Below are 15,265 nucleotides of genomic sequence, written 5' to 3' on the forward strand. Positions count from 1 at the left end.
TCGACAGTGCCCTCAGGGTCCAGCCCCGCGGCAACGGCCGCCGATAATACTTCGGCGGGCGACGGATCCTCGTCGTAGGCACAGATGATGCCTGGCAGCTGCGGGCTCGACAACGAAACGGCTGTGGAGCCGCCCCACCTAGTGACGATCATTTGGGCGGAACTTACCACGGAGCGCCTCCTTCGCGATCGTGCACCAGTTTCCCATGGCTGCCCTTGCCGCTACCAGTGGGTTGGTATCCCAAATTCGCCAATAGCCGCCTGAACTTCTTGATATCCATCGAAGGGTAGTCGCTGCTTCCCACAGGTTCTCCCCGTCTTCAATTTCTATCGATTGCCCTCGAGGACTTTCCATGATTCAACTCTTGCAGCGGCGAGTGTCGGCTGAAAGGGCAAAGATGAGTTTGTGGATATCCTTTTGGGCGCCCACATAACGCTCGGCTTCAGGAATGTCCGTCTACCCAGCAGGAGGAACGCATGGCCCGCGCCGCGGAGCCGGAACCGCGGATCAACGGCACCAACGCGGAGATTGCCGCGTGGCTGACCTCGCCGGCCGTCAACGCCCCCGAATTAGCCGATGACATCCGGTTCTCGGTCGTGCTTTCGTCCCTCAACCTCCCGCCGGGGCGGGAAGACATCGACGACCTGTGGGATGGCAAAGTCCACCTATCCTGGCTGGGAGGTCCCGCCGTCGGACCTGTGCCCGAATGGCCACAGCGGCGCGACGGTCGCAAGCTCTCCCACGTCGCCGCGATCCACCTGGGTGAGGTCGCCGCCGTCGTCGAGAACAAACACCGGGCGGTGTGGGGATCGGGAATGCCGGATCCTGCCGACGCAGGCCAATCGCTGCCGGACGCGGGCGTCCTGGAGGTCTTCCACGATTGCGAGACCTACGGTTTTGAGCCCGCGGACCGGGATGCCCAGGCGTGGCTGGTGCGGTGGGTGCCGGAGCCGGACGGCACCGTTGCGGAAGCGCCGGCCGGCGCGGAAGCCCCGACGGATGTCTGCCAGGTGGTGATTCCCTCGGCGTCCCTCAGCCTCCGCTCGCCGGAAGACAACCTGGCACTGCCCGAAACGGACTTCATCCGGATCGAGGACGCCCACGACGCGATCCTGGACGCGTGGCAAAGCTACTACAAAGCCGGCCGCGAGAAGGTCTACCTCCCGGTGTCGCACCTCTATGGGCACAGCTGGAAAGGTATCAGCGAGGCCGTCGACGTCCTCAACGCCGTGCTCCCACTGGACGCCGGCGACGGGCACGTCCTGCTGCTGGACCTGGAAAGCTGGACGCATCTGGAAGGCTGGTTCGGCGACGCCGGGCATCTGGAGGTGTGGATGCGCCGTTCGGACCTGGCCGGCCGTGACTTCGGCAAAGCCTGGTGCCTCGTCCGGATGGGCTGACCCGGCCAGCGGCGGGACGGGCAGCACCCTTGACAACGTCAACGACCAAACGTTTCACTTGATCTACTTTGTTGGGGAAAGTTGGGGGAGATCCGTCATGGATGGATCGTGCGATACGTACGAAAAGAGCATCCGGGCCACCTGCACGGTCGATGACTGGCAGGGCGGCATCGCCGAGCTGTCCGCACCTGCCGGCAGGGATCGTGTCTGCGTTGCCGCCTACCTCGGCGGCCTGTTGGTCATTGGTCTGGCCGTCGCCGCCCTGTATTTCCTCTTCGGACGCTAACGACGGCGGTCCCGGCCGCGAGTGCGTACGTCGTCTCTTCTGCTAAATCTTCTCGCGCGCAAGCTTAATCACCCAGGCCGGCGTTTCGCGGCCAAGGCGGCGGTCAAGGGGTCTCGCGGAGCTTGGCGGCCTCGAGCTTCACCCGGCGCTCTGCACGGGACAGCTGTCGCCTTCATTGCATTATGCAGGCAATCACCTGCATAATGGTCGGGTGGGAACGGACGAGATCTTCAAGGCCCTGGCCGACCCGGGCCGTCGTCGTCTGCTGGATATGCTGCACGAGCAGTCGGGCCTGACGCTGGGCGAACTCTGTGAGGGACTGGACATGCGCCGCCAGTCCGTGAGCCAGCATCTCGACCTGCTGGAGGCAGCAGGCCTGGTGACCTCGGTGCGTGATGGCCGGCGGAAGCTGCACTACCTCAACCCGGTTCCCATCCACGGAATCCAGCGCCGCTGGATCTGGAAGTTCGAGGAGCCACGACTCGCCGCCCTCGACGCCATCAAGCAACGAGCAGAGGAACACTCAATGACCGCATCGACGACGAACCCTGTTCCGGACTACGTCTACACAACGTTCATTCGCGCCACCCCGGAGCAGGTGTGGAGCGCCCTGACCGATCCTGAGGTGTCTGGCCGATTCTGGGGGCACTCCCAGGTCTCCGATTGGCAGGTCGGCAGCAGGGTTGACCACGTCCGCCTCGACGGCTCGGGCATAGCCGACGCGTCCGGCCGGGTGATCGAGAGCGAGCGCCCGCACCGTCTTGTATTCGGTTTCGACGACCCGGCGCGCTTTGACGACCCCACCTTCGAGCCGAGCGTGGTCGCGTTCGAGATCGAGCCCGGACGCGGCATCGTCAAGCTCACGGTGACCCACACGCTGCTGGCAAGCATGGATGACTTCCGCGGCGTCGGCCAGGGTTGGCCGGCAGTGCTGGCCAACCTCAAGACGCTGCTGGAGACCGGCGACGTGCTGCCGCAGGAACCATGGGAGTTCCACGCAGAAGAACGCGCCGCCAACATGGCAAAGAACGGCTAAGCTACCGCACGCGCGCGACGCCAGTCTGCTCAGCCGCCCCTTCCCGCTCGGGTGCAGCAAGGTCTGGAACATGTCAGCGAGGCCGAGCAGGATCAGCGCATCTCCTGCCGTCGTCAGCCCTGTAGCCAGTACTATGTTCAAGCCGCGCCTTCGCCCCGTGCAGGCTTCGCCGTATCCGGAATTGCCGGGCGGACGCTACTTCTGGCCGTCCTGATAAACATCCGGAATTCCATCGGCGTTGGCATCAACGCGTTCTTCAGCTTCGATCCTGCGGTACTGTCGGTTCCTGGTCGACAGGACCATGGCTGCCAGCAATGCCGCGAGCACCGAGGCGCCCAGCACCGCCACCTTCGCGTGGTCATTGGCAGCGGTGCCCAGGCCGAAGCTGAGTTCGGCCACCAGCAGCGAGACCGTGAAACCGATGCCCGCGAGCAGCGAGATGCCCAGCAGGTCGACCCACCGGAAGGATGCGTCAAGCCGTGCCCGGGTGAGCTTGCCCATCAGCCACGTCATGCCCAGAATGCCGATGGGCTTGCCCAGGACCAGCCCGGCAATGATGCCGATGGCCACCGGATCCGAGAGCGCCGAGGCCAGTCCCCCCGCGCCTCCGATGGCCACACCGGCCGAGAAGAAGGCGAAGACCGGCACCGCGAATCCCGCGGAGACGGGACGGAAGCGGTGTTCGAAGATCTCGGCCAGCCCCGGTCCGGCCTCGGGCCCGCCGCCGGCCTGGCTATGCAGCACGGGAATGGCGAAGCCCAGCAGCACGCCGGCTACGGTGGCGTGGATGCCCGAGGCGTGCAGCAGTGCCCAGGCCACGATGCCGATCGGCAGGAGTATAAGCCAGGCTGCGGCCGGCTTCAGTCCGAAAAAGCGCCGGAACTTCTGGGCCAGGAGGGTGTAGACCGCGACCGGAATGAGGGTCAGCAGCAGCTCCGGAACATGGATTTCCTCCGTGTAGACAAAGGCGATGATGGCGATTGCTATCAGGTCGTCAACCACAGCCAGGGTCAGCAAAAAGATCCGCAGGGCACTGGGCAGGTGGGAACCGATCACTGCCAGTACTGCCACAGCGAAGGCGATGTCTGTCGCCGTCGGCACTGCCCAGCCTCCCCGCGCTTCCGGATCAGACCAGTTCCACGCCACGTAAATGAGGGCAGGAACGACGACGCCGCCCACCGCCGCGGCGACCGGCACCATTGCTTTCCGCGGGTCCCGAAGGTCGCCGGCCACGAACTCGCGCTTGAGTTCCAGGCCGACCAGAAAAAAGAAGATCGCCAGCAGGCCGTCCGCAGCCCAGGCGCCCAGGCTCAGTTCAAGATGCCAAGGCTCGTATCCGACTTTGAAGTTCCGGAGCGCGAAATAGCTTTCGGACCAAGGGGAGTTCGCCCAGATGATGGCGATCGCGGCCGCTGCTACCAGCAGGGCGCCACCGACGGTTTCCTTGCGCAGAATTTCGCCGATGCGCAGCGCTTCGGCGTAGCTGCCGCGGCCTGCGACCGGCGGTCCGTGCGGTTCGGGTGAGTGGCTGGAGGACGGCATGATGCTCCTTTTGGGAGGGGTCGGGTCAGTTATTTGCCGACCAGACTTCCCGGCACACCTTCTTGCACTTTAGCCGTCGTAGCCACGCTGTCCCAACCGCTCGCTGGCTCCCAGCGGTGTCACGCTGAGCGCGTGGTGCTTGATTTCCCCGTCCCGCAGGACAACAGACGGCTCGGAGGTCAGAAGCTGCCGGAAGCGGGGCCAACGGGAGGAGACCAGGGCCGCCAATGGGACGCGAGCGACGGCGGCTCCCGCGGTGGGTGCCCCGGAAGAGTTCGCGCGTGTGACGGCGGTGTCCCTAACGCGGCGGGTAGGGGAAGGCGGGATAGACGTAGCCCGGAGTCCAATACGGTGCGTAGCCATAGTAGCTGTAGACGTTCTCGTAGAAGTCCCGCTCCGCGACCAGTTCCGGGTTGTAGACCGGTGCGCCCGCTACGTCGTCCCGTCGCTGGGTGACATGGACCTCGTCGGCGCTGATGTGCGAGACCGCGTCGACGGGGATGAAGGATTTTGTTTGGCCTATCCCCAGGAATCCTCCCGACGCGACGACGAGGAAGCGCACCTTGTTCTCCTCCGGGTCGATCAGCAGATCGTCGATCTTCCCGAGATCTTCTCCGTCCCTCGCCTTCACGTCACGGCCGCGGATGTCCTCATCATCCCCGGAGACGGTTTGGGCGGTGTCGCTGAGCTTCCTCAATTCTGCCATTTTGTCTTCAGACATGACCTGATCTCCTATCCATCATCTGGCACCAGTCCGCGGGATTCGCGACCGGGCTCTGCCGCTTGTCCAGGCTTCTCCTCCGTGGAGACGGGTGCATCACTAGTAGCCGGTTCCCTCCAGCAGGCTGACCTGGCTGGCCACAATGCAGGTCTTGTCCTCCCACTCCTGGTGCAGCGTGTCGTCCAGATCGATGCCGGCGGTCTCTTCCAGCCTGGGCAGCTGGATGTTCCGGTAGACGGTTCCGGTGATCTGGACGATTTGTCCGGGTTCGACCTCCGGTAGTTGGTCGTCGTGAACCACCAGCAGGGGATCGACGGTTGTGTCATCAGTACCGGCGATCGTGAAGGACAACGGCGAAATGATTTCGTTGACCTTTGCGGAAACTGTGACCGATTCGCCGTCCCCGGCCTCTTCGGCCTCCTCTACGGTGTCTCGAATGACATCAGGTTGGACCTCTTCGACGTCGGTACCGGTTTCCGGTCCGGCCGTATCGTTGCCGCAGCCGGATACGGCAAGGGCAGCCAGGGCGAGAGCTGCCGCTGCTTGTCGCGTTCGACAGGGTTGATGCGTTCTCTTGCCATAAGACATGACGGATCTCCTTCTTCCCGCCCCATTCCCGGTGCGGGACGGAAGCAGTGTGGGGATGTTCGGGGACACTGTCGCGATCGGCCGGCGCCGAGGACCAGAGCCGGGTTGATGCGCAGTCGTTTCATGGATTCCGTGGTGGGATGCGCCGTGGAATGCCCGGCGAGGCCTGGCGGCCCAGGTGCCCCGAAATGCGGTAGGCGCCGGCGCAGGAGAGCAGGAAGCCGGCTGCGCCGATGATCAGCAGCTGGGTGCTGATTCCAACAATCACGAGGGCTAGCCCGGCCAAAACCGTCAGCATGGGGAGGAATCCCGGCCGCGTTCCAGCTCGCGGGCCAGTTCCGGATCCTCATTGGCAAACTGGTCCTCGAGCTCTTCAATGGACCTGCGCTCTTCTTCCGATAGCGGCATGGCCATCGTGCCTTCCCTTCCGGAAAGTCCGTCTACTCCGCAGCGGGGACGTCGGGGTTCGCTTCAACCCTGTCGACCTTGCGGTGGTAGCGCATACCGGCCTGGCCTCCGACGACGGCTGCAGCCAGCGTAATCAGCGCGACTGCAACCAGGAGGATGATTCCACCGGCCGTCATGCTCCCTTCGTCCACCGGTACACGGGGAAGGCTGTCGAGCCCGGCAGGCGCGGTCGATTGCAGGCCTGTAACCGCTGCGAGGATCGCTACGAGGACGGAAATGACGACTGCCCACAGCCACACCGCAAGCCCTTGTTTGGCGCCGTCGAAACGCGCCATGCGGCCGGCGACGTAACCCCCGCAGTAGTAGGCGATGAACAGCACAACCGCGAGCGTGATCGCTCCGACGATGCTGACAGTCTGCAGATTCTGCCGTGCCTGTTCTGCAAGCTGGCCGGGATCAAAGGTGCCGGTGGCGCCGAACAGTGCGGCAAGAGCGGTGGCCACCGCGCTCAGCAGCAGGAACACGCCGGTTGCGGTCATCCAGCCGAAAAATGCGGAGCCGAACTTCATGCCGCCGACTCTGGTTTCACCGGCAGTTTTCTCGTGGCGGTGCCAGGCGGGGAACCTGGCACCTGCGGTATTTGCATTCATGACTTTGTCTCCTTCTGGCGGTCATCGCCTCAAGCAACCGCGGCACCAGGTAATAGTTGGCCGCCGCTGCGGCGGTACGCCCGGCGGGGAAGAGGCCGAACGCGCCGTTGCGTCGCAAACTGTCGTGGATAGGTGAGGGAACGGATGCACACGCCTGTGTCCTGACGATTCACCCCGTGCGGCGCCGGCCCCCGGTGCTCGCAGACCGGCGAAACTGGCCCTGCATGCAAAGCGCCTGGCATGTGAGCTACGGGTAGGCATTTGCCCGCCTTGTTCTGCTGTGGCTTCATTGCGGAGCCGGGCGTTCCGCGGCTTCTTGCCGCAGCCCCCACGCCGTGTCCCCTGAGTCGAAATGGCTCCTACTAACCACGCTAGGGCGACCCCCGGGCCGGGACAACCCGTGTTATTCACCCGTGACTGCGCCCGAATCATTCTTGACGCGACTGTAACGGGAACGGTGCCGACTTGGTCCTGTTGTCCGGGCGGGGGTCGTCGTAGGATTACCGGAGCCGCCGGCAAAGAGGCCGGCAGCGGGAGGGACGGCCCCCGCTGCAGAGAGACGGCAATGTCAGGGGAAGAGCTGCATGAACTCGTTGGAAGTGATGTTCCCGTCCGGAGACCTGCCCCGGCAGGACCGTACAGGAGGCGTTGATCCCATGGTCCCCAGGCCGGAGCTGGCGTGCCTGCCGGTGGATGCGGCGCTGGCCCGGACTGTGGCAGAGCATGTCCACTGCGGGGAACCGATGCACTTGGTGACTGCCGCCGATCTGCCCATCACCGCGCCGCTCATGGTGCTGGCGCCCGGAACTGTTCCGCCGGAACCGCCGGCATCCGACACCTGCATCTACCGGTGTGCCTGCGGGTTCACGCTCGATGCACGGGATCCTCTTGCTTAGATTCCCCGAAAGTCCGCCCACCTGCGCTGTCTAGCTAATGGCAGAGGCGCTGTAGCGGCGGGACGGCGCGAGCGCCCGCCGCCGCTGACCGCGTTGGTTTCGGGCCGGGGTTCGAAGACGGCCCCGGGGTGCGGGACAACCTCGTCCTTCCCGAGGGCCAGCCGGTCCATCAGCACGGGGGTGAACCGCTCGTACATCCTGGGGAGCCAAACCGTGCACCGGGACCAAGTCGCGCTGGAACGGAGTGGGCAGCGCCCGTGGCAGGAGGATGGCAGGAAGGTCGCAGGTGATGCCGGATCCTACCGCGACCTCAGGCGGGCTGGTCATGTTGTGAGGTCGCGGCGGCGGAGCAGGAGGGTGGCGCCGAGGGCGAGGAGGACGACGGCGGCGGCCATCGTGAGCGCCGGGGCGGCGGCGAAGTCTTCCACGGGCATGGCAGACGAGTGGCGGAAGGGGCTGAGGTCTTGGATCCAGCCGGGGAGTTGGAGGAGGTCGCCGAACTGGCCGAGGATGAGGGCGGCGGCGAGGATGCCCCAGCCCAGCGGGACGGACAGCCGGGGGAGCACTGCGAAGGCCAGCGCGGCGAGGCCGACGATGACGAGGGCGGCCGGCACGTGGGCCAGCGCGGAAGCGATGAGCAGCCAGAAGCGCCTGGCCGGGGTGGAGTCTCCGGCGAGGGTGTCCGAGAGGGCTGCGGCGAGCCCGCCGGCGAGGGCGACGGCGAGGACGGAGAGCGCGGCGATGGCCAGGTTGGTGCCGAACCAGCGGGCGCGGGAGCGGGGGAGGGCGAGCAGGATTTCGAGCCGGCCTTCTTCCTCTTCGGCGCGCAGGCGGAGCATGGCCTGGACACCGGCTGCGGCGGCGAGGACGCCGGTGATGCCGAGCAGGGCGGTGACAAACACGTCGACGGTGTTCGCCTGAATGCCCGGAACCAGCCGCTCGATCAACTGGGCGAGGGCCTGGTTGCCGGCGACGGCGTCGGCGAGCATGGGACCAAGGGCGCCGGAGAACGTCCCGAGGACGGCCGCGCCGACCGCCCAGCCGAGGATGGTCCCGCGCTGCAGCCGCCAGGCCAGTCCGGCGAGGGAGCGTCCGCTTGGGCCGGCGCTGGCGCGGCCGGGACGGTCTGCCAGCAGGCTCGCGCCGAGGTCCCTGCGTTCGCGGACCAGCACGGCCGCGGCGCAGAGCGCGAGCCCGAGCAGTGCCAGCCAGAGCAGCGGTGCGGGGTCCGCGTCGGTGAACGGCCGGGAGCGCTGGCCCCAGCCGATCGGAGAGAGCCGAGACGGCCAGGCGGGTTCGGCGCGCAGCAGCGAGGCGTCGGGCGTGCCGAAGGCGTCGCCGATGCCTCGGACCAGATAGGCCAGTCCCACGAGCGCGGCGGCGGCGCCGTTGGCTGCGCGGCCGGTCGGCATAGCTTGGGCCAGCAGGGCGGCCACGCCGGTGAAGAAGAAGCCGACGGCGCCCACGGCCAGCCCCGTAATCCAGGAGCCGGCGGCATCCAGCCCGCCCAGCACGTAGCCCCCTGCCACGGCAGCGGCCAGCAGCAGGTTGGCCGCGAGGGCGAGCAGCAGCGTCGCCAGCAGCGGGGCGGAGCGGCGCAGCGGCATGGATCCCACGAGCTCGGCGCGGCCCAGCTCCTCGTCTGCCCGGCTGTGCCGCACCACCAGCAGCGTGCTCATCAGTCCGGCGAGCACCGCGGTGAACGCATAGGCCTGGAAGAACACGAAGGCGCCGGGATCCGTGCCGTCCGGCAGGCCGCGGATGAATAGGAAAGCCGGGTTGGCGGCCGCCACAACGATGATGGCGGCGCGCTCGGCCTCGCTGCCGAACTGCGTGGCGACGGCGCTGGCGATCGCAAATCCGAGCAGGCCGAGGCCGAGGATCCAGATCGGCAGCGTGACCCGGTCCCGCCGCGCCTGGACCCGCAGCAACCCGAGGAAGGCCGCGCTCATACCCACGCACCGCCGTCGTCAAAGGGTGGGGTGATGGGAAGGCGCCATGCACGCTTGCCTCGGGCACCGCCGTCGTACAGGGTTGGAACCAACGGAACGGGAGTCGCGCTCATGGCCGGGCACCGGCGTCGTAATGGCGCAGGAACAGCGATTCCAGGGACGGCGGCGCCGCCTCCACCGCGGTGAGGCGGAGCTCGGCCAGGCCCGCGAGGACGGCCGGAAGGTCGGCGGACTCCACATCGAACTCCACCGTGTTGTCCTCGACCGCCACATCGTGCACCGCCGCGGGCAATGCCGGGAGCTGCCCGCCCGGCGGCAGCGTGATGCGGAAGCGGGTGCGCCGCAGGTGCCGCAGCTGGGCGAGCGAGCCGGTCTCCACCGCCCTGCCGGCGCGGATGATCGTCACCCGCCCGCACAGCTGCTCGACCTCGGAGAGGATGTGGCTGGAGAGCAGCACGGTGGCGCCCTCGTCCGCCACCCGGCGGATCTGCCGGCGGAACACCGCATCCATCACGGGATCCAGCCCGGAACTCGGCTCGTCCAGCAGGTACAGCCGGGCCGGCCGCGCGAATGCCGCCACCAGCGCCACCTTCTGCCGGTTGCCCTTCGAATACGAGCGCACCTTGCGCCGCGGGTCCAGCCCGAACTCCTCGACCAGCCGCTCCCGCAGCCCGGCATCCGCGCCGCCGCGCAGCCCGGTGAGCAGGTCCACCACCTCGCCGCCGGTCAGGTTCGGCCACAGGTTCACATCGCCGGGCACGTACGCGATGTCCCGGTGCACGGCCACCGGCTCCGCCCACGGATCCCGCCCAAGCACGCGCACGGCGCCCGACGTCGGCCGGATCAGCCCCAGCAGCACGCGCAGCGTGGTCGACTTGCCGGCCCCGTTCGGCCCGAGGAAACCGTGCACCTCGCCCTCGCCCACGGACAGGTCCAGCCCGTCCAGTGCCCGCGTCCGCCCGAACAGCTTCACCAGCCCGGACGCCTCCACCACCGCCGGCCTGCCCATGGGCCCACCCCTCCGTCGAGCCGAAGATCCCTTACGGCGCACACTAGCACCGCCCGGTGACAGGATCGGGATGAGCTGCTTCCTGCGAGGCCTGCCAACGGCGGCGGCACCGAAGCAGGAGCTGCGGCGGGCCGGCAAGCGGCGAGGTTACCTGAACGCCTCGCCCTGCGTCCGCTCGTCGGCCACCCGCACTCCGTAGCGGTACGCCAGCTTCCCGCCGAGCCACCCCGACACCCCGAGCATTCCCAGCCCGACCAGGCTGAGCAGGAAGCCGGTGATGCTCCAGTCCTCGTAGCCGCCCGCCAGGCGCAGCATGAAAGCGACGATGAAGAACATCGTCACGATCAGGTTGAGCATCATATGCAACGTGGCGGTGCGCCGCGCCCGCGTCTCCGGCGCCAGCTGCGAATAGTCGAGGAAGCCGAAGACGGCGGCAACCAGCGCGCCGGCAATTCCGATTCCCGTCAGCCACACTGCCCCGCGGGCAAAAGCCTCCGGCTCTGCGGTGAACATGGCCGCCACATCGAAGATCACCGCGGCGATCCAGGCTCCGATCGGGACCGTCACCAGGATCGGATGGAAGGGGTGGCCGTACGGTCCGGCCAGGCCCGTCCGGGGCTGCTTCGCCCGCTGCTGGGCTGACTGCTCTGCCATGGCTCCTCCTGGAAAGGTTTGGTGCGGCACGTGCACCGCTTATCGGGCGCGTGTCCTCCTGCGGGTCTTGCTAACGACGGCGGCGCCTGCCGTGAGTGCCCCGGCCAGCAGCAGGCGTGTGGTCATCGAGCGCCAGCCGCCGGTGGCCGCGTTGGTTTCGGGCCGGGGCTCGAAGACGGTCCCGGTGTGCGGGGCGACGTCGTCCTTCCCGAGGGCCAACCGGTCCATCAGCGCCGGGGCGAACCGGTCGTAGACGCGGGGGAGCCAGTCGTGCACCGGGACGAAGCCGCGCTGGAGCACGCCGACCATCGCCGTCGGCCGCGGCCGGTAGGCCAGCCGGACGATCTTGCGGGCCACCCGCTTCGGATCGCCCACCGGCGGCAGCGGCTTGACGTTGTGCCCGGTGTAGTTGGCCGCGTGCTGGAAGATCGGTGTGTCGAACGTTGCCGGCAGCACCACGCTGACGTGGATGTCCTTCTCCGCATGCAGCTCCTGCCGGAGCACTTCGGCCAGCCGCAGCAGCCCGGCCTTGCTCGCCGCGTAGGCGGAGACGTAGGGCGTCCCGATCCGCGAGTAGATGGAGCCGACCAGGATGAGCGCGCCGCGGCCCTGCTGGTGGAACTGCGGCAGCACCGCGCGGATGCCGTGCAGCTGGCCGGTCAGGTTCGTCTCGAGCAGCCGGCGGAAGACAGCCGGGGGAGTGGCTTCGACCGTCCCGTAGGCGTAGGCCGACGCAGCCCCGATCCACACGTCGATCCAGCCGAATTCCCGCACGGCAGCCCTGACCAACTGCTGCACCTGCGCCTCGACCGTCACATCGGCCGGCACCGCAATTGCCTGGCCGCCCAGCCGGCGGCACTCCTCAACAACGTCCTGCAGGCTGGACTCGCTCCGTGCCGCCAGCACCAGCCGGGCGCCGCGCCGCGCGAACTCGTGCGCCGTCAGCCGGCCGATCCCGCTGGACGCGCCGACAACAACCACCACGGGCGCATCGGGCTTGGGCTGCTCTGGCATGGGTCCTCCCGCTTGGAGTCTTGCCGCCTGCTCCCATCCAAGCAGCCTTCAGCCAGGCTGGACAGTGCAGGAGGCAGAATGCTGGACGTCTTGCCGGCGCGGACGCCAGCAGAGACAGGCTTCAAGAAAATCGCAGGCAGCACGGTGAACAGTGAGGTGTGGCAGGGCTCGGGCCACGAGGAAGTCCCGCGGGAAGGGCGGAAGAACATGTTCAGGGACCAGGAGTTGAAGTCGTGGGTCGTCATAGGTTCCCTGCTGGCACTCATCGCCGTCGGCTGCGGGCTCGTATTCTGGTTCACCGTGCTTGTGCCCGGAATCGAATGGCTGCACAGCCACTAGTCATCCCGCCCGGTGGGGTTGCCAGGACCAGGCTGCGGTTAGGGGCTGGTCTCCACCTGAGTGGCTACGAGTCCCATGATGCTGATGAAGATGAGGATTCCTGCGACCAGGCTGACGTAGCCGATGATCAGCCCTGCGATGGCCAGGCCGCGTCCGCCTTCTCCGGTGCGTTTGATTTGGCTCAACGCGATATGTCCCAGCACGATACCGAGAATGCTGATGAAGAAGGAGGAGATCAGGGAGGCGATGGCCAGCGGATTGGTCCTGTTCGGCTGGGCCGGAGGATAGCCTGCTCCTGACTGATTCTGCGGGTAGGGACTCGTCATGGTGTTCCCCCAAGCGGGTAGGGTTTTCCGCAGGCGCTCTGCGGAAGTGTTCACGCAACGTACCAAAGGTTGGGCGTTAATAGGGGAAAGCCGGCAAAAACCCGAATTGTTCAGCCGGCTGCGGAGGGCAGCGCTGCGGAGGGCTCTGCGGAGAGCGCTGCGGCTGCCTCGCGGGCGAGGTCGGCCACGACGGCGGCGCACACTCCGGCGGCTTCGGCCACTGTTTCTGCCGGCACACCGGAGGCCAGGGCTGCGGCGATCTGGGCGTTGCAGGCCGCCTTGGCCTGGTCCAAAGTCCATTCGGCGGCTTCAACTTCCCCGGCGCGGACCGTGACGGCGGCCAGGGCTTTCTGCTGTCCCTCCGTCAGGCCGTCCGGCCCGAAAGTCCGGGTCTCTTCTTCGACGGGCGGCACGGCCGTCGGCGACGACTCGACGTAGACCGTCGAGTCCAGCTCCGCAATCGACAGCGGCAGTGTGCTGGTTTCATTCACCGGATTCATTGAGCGTCCCTTTCCAAGTGCAGGACGCTTCCTTTCGGGGTGAAGGAAGCCTTCCTGCGCCGGCAAGACCGATCGGTCTTGTCTCTCGATCGAAGCTTATACAGCATGGGACGCGAACAGGAAATGCAGGGCTTACTTTGTAAGGGAGGACGCATCAGCGGTTCCTGCGCGAATTGTCGTATCGTATTGGCGTGTTATCCGGAACTGACGCAACCGCCGCTGCTGATGCCCGCGAGCGGGTGCTTTCCGCCGTCTATCCGCTCTTTGCGCAGCGCGGGGTCCGCGACGTGGGCATCGAGGAGATCATCCGTACGGCCGGAGTGGCCAAGGCGACCTTCTACCGGCATTTCGCGTCCAAGGAAGCCCTGGTCCTGGCCTTCCTGCAGCGGCGGCACGAGGTTTTCGGCATCAGCTGGCTGCTGGACGAAGTCGGGCGGCGCGCGGACAGTCCCGAGGAGCGGCTGCTCGCAATCTTCGACGTTTTCGGCGAATGGTTCGCCCAGGAGGACTACGAGGCCTGCTCCTTCATCCGGGTCATGTTCGAAATGGGCGCCACGGATCCGGCCGGGCAGGCCAGCATCGGCTATCTGGCTGAGATCACGAAACAGCTTGCCGGGCTGGCCGAGGAAGCCGGGCTGGAGGACGTCGGCGGGTTCGCCCGATCCTGGCGCATCCTGATGGCCGGATCGATTGTCTGCGCCGCCGAAGGGGACCGCGGGGCTGCTGCCCGGGCCAAGACTCTTGGCGGTCTGCTGATCGCCGAACACCGCCCGGAGCGGCTCCCGGAACAGGTCAGCTAACGGTCCGCGGCCGTCACCGGGACTGGGAGTACGACGGCGGTGCCTGGCGCGGGTGCCTTGGCCAGCGGCACTCGGGGTATGTGAGCAGGTCTCCTTTGCGCCAGCCTTCAGGTCCGGCACAAGGTTCTGCCCGTCCACAGCTCGGGAGCGTGGACGGGCAGTGCCTGTGGTGGGTTGGCGCAATCCGGCCGGTTAGAGCGTTCCGGTGGTGAAGTTCCAGGACGTGGTGGCTGCCGGGTTGCCGGCGAGGTCCCGGGCTGCCGAGGTGCCGCCGGTGATCCTGACGGTGTACCTGGTGTTGGAGGCCAGGGTCGCGCTCGGGTTGAGGATCCACTGGTTGGTGGTTCCGTTGCGGCTGACCACGGCCGAGATCACTGCGCCGGTCGACGCGTTCCGCAGGGTGAACGTCGAGCCGGTGATGCCCTGCATGGCTTCGCTGAACGTCGCTGTAATGTTGTTGGCCCGCCGGACTGCCGTTGCGTTGACCGCCGGCGTCCTGGTGGTGATGGTCGGCGCCGGCCCGGTGGTGAAGGACCAGCTGGTGCTGGCCAGCGGCAGCCCGGTGGTGTCCCGGATCGCCGAAGGGCCGCCGGTCAGGGTCGCGGTGAAGCGGGCATCGGCCGGCAGGTTGGCGGACGGATTCAGGGTGGCCACGCGGGTGGTGGCGTCGTAGCTCACGGCGGCGGGGATCACGGTGCCGGCGGCGTTCTTCAGGGTGAAGGTGGTGCCGCTGACGCCGGTGACGGACTTGCTGAAGGTCGCCGTGATGTTGTTGGCAGAGACCACCGCTGTGCCGCCGGAGCCCGGGGTGCGAGCCGTGACGGTCGGCGCGGCCGCCGTGGTGAAGGTCCAGCTGGTGCTGGCCAGCGCGATGTTCGCGGTGTCCCGGATGGCGGTGGTGCCGCCGGCCAGCCGGACGGTGTAGACGGTGTTCGGCGCGAGGTTGGCCGAGGGGTTCAGTGTGGCCCGCTTCGTCGCCTGGTCGTAGGTCACGACGGCGGGGATGACGGTGCCTGCGGGATTGCGCAGGGTGAAGGTGGTGCCGGAGACGCCCTGCATGAACTCGCTGAAGGTGGCCGTCACGTTGCTGCCCACGGCGACGTTGGTCGCAGCGGAGGCCGGGCCGCGCGCGGTGACCGTCGGG

At 67.2% G+C, this 15,265-nt stretch carries 19 protein-coding genes; 6 read left to right on the forward strand and 13 right to left on the reverse strand.

What is annotated here, in order from left to right; translation table 11 throughout:
* The first annotated feature begins 476 nt into the window (after positions 1-476).
* The 3 genes from D477_RS06700 to D477_RS06710 all read left to right on the forward strand — a co-directional run bounded on the left by D477_RS06700 (position 477) and on the right by D477_RS06710 (position 2,722).
* Positions 477-1,400 carry a DUF1963 domain-containing protein gene (locus tag D477_RS06700; protein ID WP_005268248.1) on the forward strand — a complete coding sequence of 308 codons (924 nt, stop codon included), beginning with the start codon at positions 477-479 and terminating at the stop codon, positions 1,398-1,400.
* 97 nt (positions 1,401-1,497) lie between these two features.
* Entirely contained in the window at positions 1,498-1,686 is a 189-nt protein-coding gene (locus tag D477_RS06705) for a hypothetical protein (RefSeq protein WP_005268249.1), read from the forward strand.
* Positions 1,687-1,897: 211 nt separating this feature from the next.
* Entirely contained in the window at positions 1,898-2,722 is an 825-nt protein-coding gene (locus D477_RS06710) for an ArsR/SmtB family transcription factor (RefSeq protein WP_005268250.1), read from the forward strand.
* Positions 2,723-2,917: 195 nt separating this feature from the next.
* Here the strand turns inward: D477_RS06710 and nhaA are convergent, their stop codons facing one another.
* The 6 genes from nhaA to D477_RS06735 form a co-directional block, all read right to left on the reverse strand.
* On the reverse strand, positions 2,918-4,264 hold the full coding sequence (nhaA, locus tag D477_RS06715; RefSeq protein WP_005268251.1) for a Na+/H+ antiporter NhaA: 1,347 nt from the start codon (positions 4,262-4,264) through the stop codon (positions 2,918-2,920).
* Between the two features lie 298 nt (positions 4,265-4,562).
* Entirely contained in the window at positions 4,563-4,985 is a 423-nt protein-coding gene (locus D477_RS06720) for a PRC-barrel domain-containing protein (protein ID WP_005268252.1), read from the reverse strand.
* 99 nt (positions 4,986-5,084) lie between these two features.
* Positions 5,085-5,573, reverse strand: coding sequence for a hypothetical protein (locus D477_RS06725; RefSeq protein ID WP_005268253.1), 489 nt, complete (start codon positions 5,571-5,573; stop codon positions 5,085-5,087).
* Positions 5,574-5,694: 121 nt separating this feature from the next.
* Positions 5,695-5,871, reverse strand: coding sequence for a hypothetical protein (locus D477_RS23670; protein WP_005268254.1), 177 nt, complete (start codon positions 5,869-5,871; stop codon positions 5,695-5,697).
* The gene (locus D477_RS23675; RefSeq protein WP_337587552.1) at positions 5,865-5,981 is read right to left on the reverse strand and encodes a DUF3040 domain-containing protein; all 117 of its coding nucleotides are present in this window, start codon (positions 5,979-5,981) and stop codon (positions 5,865-5,867) included. Before D477_RS23675 ends, D477_RS23670 begins: the two co-directional genes overlap by 7 nt.
* A gap of 32 nt (positions 5,982-6,013) precedes the next feature.
* Positions 6,014-6,550 (reverse strand): hypothetical protein, encoded by a 537-nt coding sequence (locus D477_RS06735; RefSeq protein ID WP_237740723.1) that lies wholly within the window; start codon positions 6,548-6,550, stop codon positions 6,014-6,016.
* Between the two features lie 665 nt (positions 6,551-7,215).
* On the opposite strand from D477_RS06735, the gene D477_RS06740 reads away from it, so the two are divergent.
* Positions 7,216-7,527: a hypothetical protein gene (locus tag D477_RS06740; protein WP_005268257.1), complete on the forward strand. Its 312-nt coding sequence runs from the start codon at positions 7,216-7,218 to the stop codon at positions 7,525-7,527.
* Positions 7,528-7,850: 323 nt separating this feature from the next.
* Here the strand turns inward: D477_RS06740 and D477_RS22990 are convergent, their stop codons facing one another.
* From D477_RS22990 to D477_RS06760, 4 genes are all read right to left on the reverse strand, one after another.
* Positions 7,851-9,479 carry an ABC transporter permease gene (locus D477_RS22990; protein WP_005268258.1) on the reverse strand — a complete coding sequence of 543 codons (1,629 nt, stop codon included), beginning with the start codon at positions 9,477-9,479 and terminating at the stop codon, positions 7,851-7,853.
* A 109-nt stretch (positions 9,480-9,588) separates the two neighbouring features.
* On the reverse strand, positions 9,589-10,488 hold the full coding sequence (locus D477_RS06750; protein ID WP_005268259.1) for an ABC transporter ATP-binding protein: 900 nt from the start codon (positions 10,486-10,488) through the stop codon (positions 9,589-9,591).
* A 147-nt stretch (positions 10,489-10,635) separates the two neighbouring features.
* Positions 10,636-11,142: a DUF2231 domain-containing protein gene (locus D477_RS06755; RefSeq protein WP_005268260.1), complete on the reverse strand. Its 507-nt coding sequence runs from the start codon at positions 11,140-11,142 to the stop codon at positions 10,636-10,638.
* Between the two features lie 39 nt (positions 11,143-11,181).
* Entirely contained in the window at positions 11,182-12,156 is a 975-nt protein-coding gene (locus D477_RS06760) for an SDR family NAD(P)-dependent oxidoreductase (RefSeq protein WP_005268261.1), read from the reverse strand.
* A 78-nt stretch (positions 12,157-12,234) separates the two neighbouring features.
* On the opposite strand from D477_RS06760, the gene D477_RS06765 reads away from it, so the two are divergent.
* Positions 12,235-12,495: a hypothetical protein gene (locus tag D477_RS06765; protein WP_005268262.1), complete on the forward strand. Its 261-nt coding sequence runs from the start codon at positions 12,235-12,237 to the stop codon at positions 12,493-12,495.
* A 38-nt stretch (positions 12,496-12,533) separates the two neighbouring features.
* On the opposite strand, the gene D477_RS06770 is transcribed toward D477_RS06765, so the two are convergent.
* On the reverse strand, positions 12,534-12,821 hold the full coding sequence (locus D477_RS06770) for a DUF4190 domain-containing protein (RefSeq protein ID WP_005268263.1): 288 nt from the start codon (positions 12,819-12,821) through the stop codon (positions 12,534-12,536).
* Between the two features lie 110 nt (positions 12,822-12,931).
* Positions 12,932-13,312, reverse strand: coding sequence for a hypothetical protein (locus D477_RS06775; RefSeq protein ID WP_150110027.1), 381 nt, complete (start codon positions 13,310-13,312; stop codon positions 12,932-12,934).
* Positions 13,313-13,512: 200 nt separating this feature from the next.
* On the opposite strand from D477_RS06775, the gene D477_RS06780 reads away from it, so the two are divergent.
* Positions 13,513-14,121, forward strand: a complete 609-nt coding sequence (locus D477_RS06780; protein WP_005268265.1) for a TetR/AcrR family transcriptional regulator — start codon at positions 13,513-13,515, stop codon at positions 14,119-14,121.
* Between the two features lie 192 nt (positions 14,122-14,313).
* Here D477_RS06780 and D477_RS06785 read toward each other — a convergent pair.
* A partial coding sequence (locus D477_RS06785) for an Ig-like domain-containing protein (protein ID WP_005268266.1) occupies positions 14,314-15,265 on the reverse strand: 952 nt, incomplete at its 5' end.

The sequence above is a fragment of the Arthrobacter crystallopoietes BAB-32 genome, assembly GCF_000328305.2.
GTDB classification, from domain to species: domain Bacteria; phylum Actinomycetota; class Actinomycetes; order Actinomycetales; family Micrococcaceae; genus Crystallibacter; species Crystallibacter crystallopoietes_A.

Excerpts from the sequence above, each read along its gene's own strand:
- D477_RS06755 (WP_005268260.1), bottom strand. The coding sequence starts at position 11,142 with ATGGCAGAGCAGTCAGCCCAGCAGCGGGCGAAGCAGCCCCGGACGGGC.
- D477_RS23670 (WP_005268254.1), bottom strand. The coding sequence starts at position 5,871 with ATGCTGACGGTTTTGGCCGGGCTAGCCCTCGTGATTGTTGGAATCAGC.
- nhaA (WP_005268251.1), bottom strand. The coding sequence starts at position 4,264 with ATGCCGTCCTCCAGCCACTCACCCGAACCGCACGGACCGCCGGTCGCA.
- D477_RS06700 (WP_005268248.1), top strand. The coding sequence starts at position 477 with ATGGCCCGCGCCGCGGAGCCGGAACCGCGGATCAACGGCACCAACGCG.
- D477_RS06770 (WP_005268263.1), bottom strand. The coding sequence starts at position 12,821 with ATGACGAGTCCCTACCCGCAGAATCAGTCAGGAGCAGGCTATCCTCCG.
- D477_RS06725 (WP_005268253.1), bottom strand. The coding sequence starts at position 5,573 with ATGTCTTATGGCAAGAGAACGCATCAACCCTGTCGAACGCGACAAGCA.
- D477_RS06705 (WP_005268249.1), top strand. The coding sequence starts at position 1,498 with ATGGATGGATCGTGCGATACGTACGAAAAGAGCATCCGGGCCACCTGC.
- D477_RS06760 (WP_005268261.1), bottom strand. The coding sequence starts at position 12,156 with ATGCCAGAGCAGCCCAAGCCCGATGCGCCCGTGGTGGTTGTTGTCGGC.
- D477_RS06720 (WP_005268252.1), bottom strand. The coding sequence starts at position 4,985 with ATGTCTGAAGACAAAATGGCAGAATTGAGGAAGCTCAGCGACACCGCC.
- D477_RS06765 (WP_005268262.1), top strand. The coding sequence starts at position 12,235 with ATGCTGGACGTCTTGCCGGCGCGGACGCCAGCAGAGACAGGCTTCAAG.
- D477_RS06735 (WP_237740723.1), bottom strand. The coding sequence starts at position 6,550 with ATGAAGTTCGGCTCCGCATTTTTCGGCTGGATGACCGCAACCGGCGTG.
- D477_RS06750 (WP_005268259.1), bottom strand. The coding sequence starts at position 10,488 with ATGGGCAGGCCGGCGGTGGTGGAGGCGTCCGGGCTGGTGAAGCTGTTC.
- D477_RS22990 (WP_005268258.1), bottom strand. The coding sequence starts at position 9,479 with ATGAGCGCGGCCTTCCTCGGGTTGCTGCGGGTCCAGGCGCGGCGGGAC.
- D477_RS06740 (WP_005268257.1), top strand. The coding sequence starts at position 7,216 with ATGAACTCGTTGGAAGTGATGTTCCCGTCCGGAGACCTGCCCCGGCAG.
- D477_RS23675 (WP_337587552.1), bottom strand. The coding sequence starts at position 5,981 with ATGCCGCTATCGGAAGAAGAGCGCAGGTCCATTGAAGAGCTCGAGGAC.